Here is a 4,033-nt window from a genome sequence, read left to right on the forward strand (position 1 = left end):
TCCCGAATCCTCCACGCTCGACCGTGTCACCGCTGACGCTTCGCCTCGGTCCTATACCCCCCGCCGACAGCCGAGCGGGGAACAATCCGGACGTTCAGCGTCCGAAATCTTCCCCGTCACATACCCCGCTCGGCGGAGAGCGTGCGTTAACGAGCCCACGCGGGCATGCGACTAGAAGTCATGAACTGGCTTCTCGTCTTGGGCACCTTGCTGGGAACGGCGATCGGGGCAGCGGGCACGATCGTGAGCCAGCACGTGGCAGGGCGTTCCTTGGAGCGCCGGGAACGGCTGGTGCGGGCCGCGGAGCGGCGAACGGAGCTGCGGACCGCTGTCGAGGGATATCTGGAGATCTATCAGGAGATGGAGCGCGCGACCGCCGACGGGGACGAACGTTCGTCAGAGCTCTCGCATCGGATGTGGTTCCTCCACAACAGGCTGGCCTTGATCGCACCACTAGGCCTCGCCGGTCCGCTCGGCGACTTGGCGGACCGGCTCAACCGTGCCTACTGGGACGGCCCGCCAGACGGCGAGCTTGTCTGGGATTACCTGCACGAGCCATGGTCTCGCTTCCGCGATGCGGCGCACGCGGAGCTAGTGGCTTTGGAACCGCCCGCGCGTTGAACGAGCCCAGGCTAGACGACGCCCGCTTCGATCAGCTGTCCCCAGATCACGCCTTGGTCCACGACCTCGACTTCGAGCTTCTCGGCCTTGGTGAGCTTGCTGGCCCCGACGTCGGCGCCGGTGATCAGCAGGTCGGTGTTGGCCGAGACCGACGACGCGATGGCCGCGCCCGCCCGTTCGCACAAACGCTGGAAGGTCGGGCGCGGCACCTTCTCGCCGGAGCGGGGGTCGCTGATCGACCCGGTGACCACGACCGTCTTGCCCTCCAACGGCGCGCCGACCGCGACGACGGGCGGCAGGTCCTCCTCGCGCACGTCCAGCGAGACGCCGACCTCCCGCAGCCGCTCGAGCTCGGGACGCAGCCGGGCGAGGTGCTCGATCAGGGACGCGGCGACCTTCGGGCCGATGTCCTCCACGGCGACCAGGCCCTCTTCGCCCGCGTCGGCGACGTCCTCCAGCGAACCGAAGCCCGCCCGGCACAGCCGTGCGGCGGTGCCCTCGGAGGCCATCGGGATCGCCAGGCCGATCAGCGCCCGGCGCAGGCCGACCGCGCGGCTCGCGTCGATCGACTCGATCATGCGGGTGGCGGAGATTTCGCCGATGCGGTCGAACTCGAGCAGCGTCTCCTTGGTGAGCCGGTAGAAGTCCGACGGGTGTTCGAGAATCCCGGCCTCGGCGAGCCGCTCGATCCAGACTCCGCCGATCGCGTCGATGTCCGCGGCCGCCCGCGAAGCCCAGTGGATCAGCCGCCGGACGGCCTGGGCGGGGCAGGCGAGGTTGGTGCAGAACAGTTCCCGGCTGTTGCCCTGTTCGGTCAACGGCTCTTCGCACGACGGGCACACCGAGGGCGGAACGATGTCCCTTTCCTCGCCGGTGCGCTTCGTCGCGTCGAGGACGCCCGCCACGAACGGGATCACGTCGCCGGCGCGGCGTACCAGCACGGTGTCGCCGATCTTGATCCCGCGGGCACGGATGACCTCCTGGTTGGCCAGCGTCGCCCGGGTGACGTTGCCGCCGCCGACGAACACCGGCTCCAGCCACGCGACGGGAGCGATCTTGCCGGTCTTGCCGACGTCCCAGACCACGTCGGTGAGGACAGTGGTCTTCTCCTCGGCGGCGAACTTGAACGCCATCGCGCCACGCGGCGAGCTGGACCGCGTTCCGGCGGCGGCGTACGCGTCCCGATCCGCCAGGCGCAGCACGGCACCGTCGAGGTCGTAGTCGAGGTCGTTGCGCTGTTGCTCGATGGTCGTGATGACGGCCTGCGCCGCTTCGGCGTCATCGCAGTGCCGCATGTCGGCGGCGGCGAATCCGAGCGTCCGCAGCGCGCCGTCGAGATCGGTTTCCGCGCTGTCGGGCTCGGTGGAGAGATCGAAGGCGAAGAACTGGAGGCGCCGCTCGGCGACGGTGGCCGGATCCTTGGCGCGCAGGGTTCCGGCGGCGGCGTTGCGCGGGTTGATCAGCGGTTTGTCCGGGTGGGCCTTGTTGTACGCGGCGAAGGTGGAGCGGAGCATGACGGCCTCGCCGCGGACTTCGACGCGGCCGGGCGCGTCGACCTTGTCCGGGACGCCGTCGGTCAGCGCCCGCACCAGCATGGTCACGTCGTCGCCGGTGGTCCCGTCGCCGCGGGTGATCGCCCTGGCGAGCCGCCCGTTCTCGTAGACCAGGGCCAGCGACAGCCCGTCCAGCTTCGGCATGACGACCACCGGCTGCCCGGGGAAACGGGAGAAGAACGCCTCGACCTGCTCGGGTTTGGTCGCCTTCTCCAGCGACAGCATCGGGCGCGAGTGCCGGATGGGCGCGTGCAGGACGGCGGGCGCGCCGACCTGGTCGAGGGGGTTCGGGTCCGGGGTCAGCTCCGGGTTGGCCTCGATGAGCCCCCGCAACTCGTCTTCGATCGCGTCGTACTCGGCATCGGCCACTTTCGGCGAGCCTCGGTAGTAGGCGTCGCGAAGGACGACGATCTGATCGGCGAGTTCTTGGATGCGGTCCCGAGCGTTCACGGGGCAGAGATTACCCGTGACCACCGACAGAACAGCGTCCGAAGAGGACTCGTGTCACGGGTTGATGGCGAGCACCAGGAACGAGGCCAGCAGGACCAGGTGGACGCCGCCCTGCAACCGGGTCGCACGGCCGGGGACGACGGTGAGCACGCTGACCGCGATCGTGAGCGCGAGCAACACGATGTGGGTCGCACCGAGGCCCAGCAGCAGCGGGCCGTCCAGCCAGATCGACGCCAGTGCGATGGTCGGGATGGTGAGCCCGATGCTCGCGATCGCCGAACCGTAGGCGAGGTTGAGACTGGTCTGCATCCGGTCGCGCCGCGCTGCCCGCGTCGCGGCCAGGGTTTCCGGCAACAGGACCAGCAGCGCGATCACGACACCGACGAACGACTGCGGGAAGCCGGCCGCGCTGACGCCCGCTTCGATCGCGGGTGATTCGACCTTGGCCAGGCCGACGACCGCGACCAGCGCGACCAGCAGCAGCCCGAGGCTGGTCAGCGCCGCCTTGTTGGTCGGCGGTTCGGCGTGTTCCTCTTCCTTGACCGAGCCGTCGCTGTCGACCGGCAGGAAGAAGTCGCGGTGGCGGACGGTCTGGGTGAGCACGAAAAGGCCGTAGAGAAGCAGCGAGGCGACGGCGGCGAAGGTGAGCTGTGTGCTGTTGAAGGCAGGCCCGGGGGTGCTGGTGGTGAACGTCGGAAGCACGAGGCTGACGGATGCGAGCGTCGCCACGGTGGCGAGAGCACCGCCGCTGCCTTCCGGGTTGAAGTGCGTTTCGCCGTAGCGGCGCGCGCCGACCATGAGCGAAATGCCCGCGATGCCGTTCATGGTGATCATCACTGCGGCGAACACCGTGTCGCGGGCCAGCGTCCCGGCTTCGGGGCCGCCGGAGGACATCATCGTGACGATCAGCGCGACCTCGATGACCGTCACCGCGATCGCCAGCACCAGCGAGCCGAACGGCTCCCCGACGCGATGCGCGACCACCTCGGCGTGATGCACCGCGGCCAGCACGGTCCCGCCGAGGGCGATCGCGACGATGGCGACCGGCACGGGACCCAGGTCGCGACCCCAGCTCAGCACGAGCACGACTACGGCGAGCACCGGCATGACGGTGGTCCAGGAAACGGGAAATCGTCCGCGCGAAGCTGCCATGTCGTCACCTTCGCACACCCAGCGTGACATTGCCCCTCCACGAGGGGCGCGGGGTGACGAAGTTCTTTACGGAGGGGTCAGGGAACCGCGGGGTGTCCGGGCACGGAGGGCGAAGTCGTCCTGTCGAGGGACTTTTACTGCCTATCGGGCAGGTTGGTCTCGCCGGGCAGTGTTGTGGGTTTCGACAATACGAAAGTGGGGGGTTTGTAAGGGTGGTTTTACAAAACCCACACCACCCCCCCCCACCGAGGGGCAGG

Annotated in this window: 3 protein-coding genes; 1 reads left to right on the forward strand and 2 read right to left on the reverse strand. The window is 69.0% G+C overall.

The genetic code is table 11. The features are described 5' to 3' along the window. Positions 1–165 precede the first annotated feature (165 nt). Positions 166–621, forward strand: coding sequence for a hypothetical protein (locus ACFWMR_RS41865; protein ID WP_378382415.1), 456 nt, complete (start codon positions 166–168; stop codon positions 619–621). Positions 622–632: 11 nt separating this feature from the next. Here the strand turns inward: ACFWMR_RS41865 and ligA are convergent, their stop codons facing one another. Both ligA and ACFWMR_RS41875 read right to left on the reverse strand, forming a co-directional pair. Further along, the gene (gene ligA / locus ACFWMR_RS41870) at positions 633–2,624 is read right to left on the reverse strand and encodes an NAD-dependent DNA ligase LigA (RefSeq protein ID WP_378382416.1); all 1,992 of its coding nucleotides are present in this window, start codon (positions 2,622–2,624) and stop codon (positions 633–635) included. A gap of 54 nt (positions 2,625–2,678) precedes the next feature. Continuing rightward, positions 2,679–3,776, reverse strand: a complete 1,098-nt coding sequence (locus tag ACFWMR_RS41875; protein ID WP_093937972.1) for a calcium:proton antiporter — start codon at positions 3,774–3,776, stop codon at positions 2,679–2,681. Between the last annotated feature and the right edge of the window lie 257 nt (positions 3,777–4,033).

Origin of the sequence: Amycolatopsis thailandensis (assembly GCF_042723255.1) — a bacterium.
Taxonomy (GTDB): domain Bacteria; phylum Actinomycetota; class Actinomycetes; order Mycobacteriales; family Pseudonocardiaceae; genus Amycolatopsis; species Amycolatopsis thailandensis.

What these genes read in the sequence shown, in the direction of transcription:
- ACFWMR_RS41865 (WP_378382415.1), top strand. Translation starts at nt 166, where the DNA reads ATGCGACTAGAAGTCATGAACTGGCTTCTCGTCTTGGGCACCTTGCTG.
- ACFWMR_RS41875 (WP_093937972.1), bottom strand. Translation starts at nt 3,776, where the DNA reads ATGGCAGCTTCGCGCGGACGATTTCCCGTTTCCTGGACCACCGTCATG.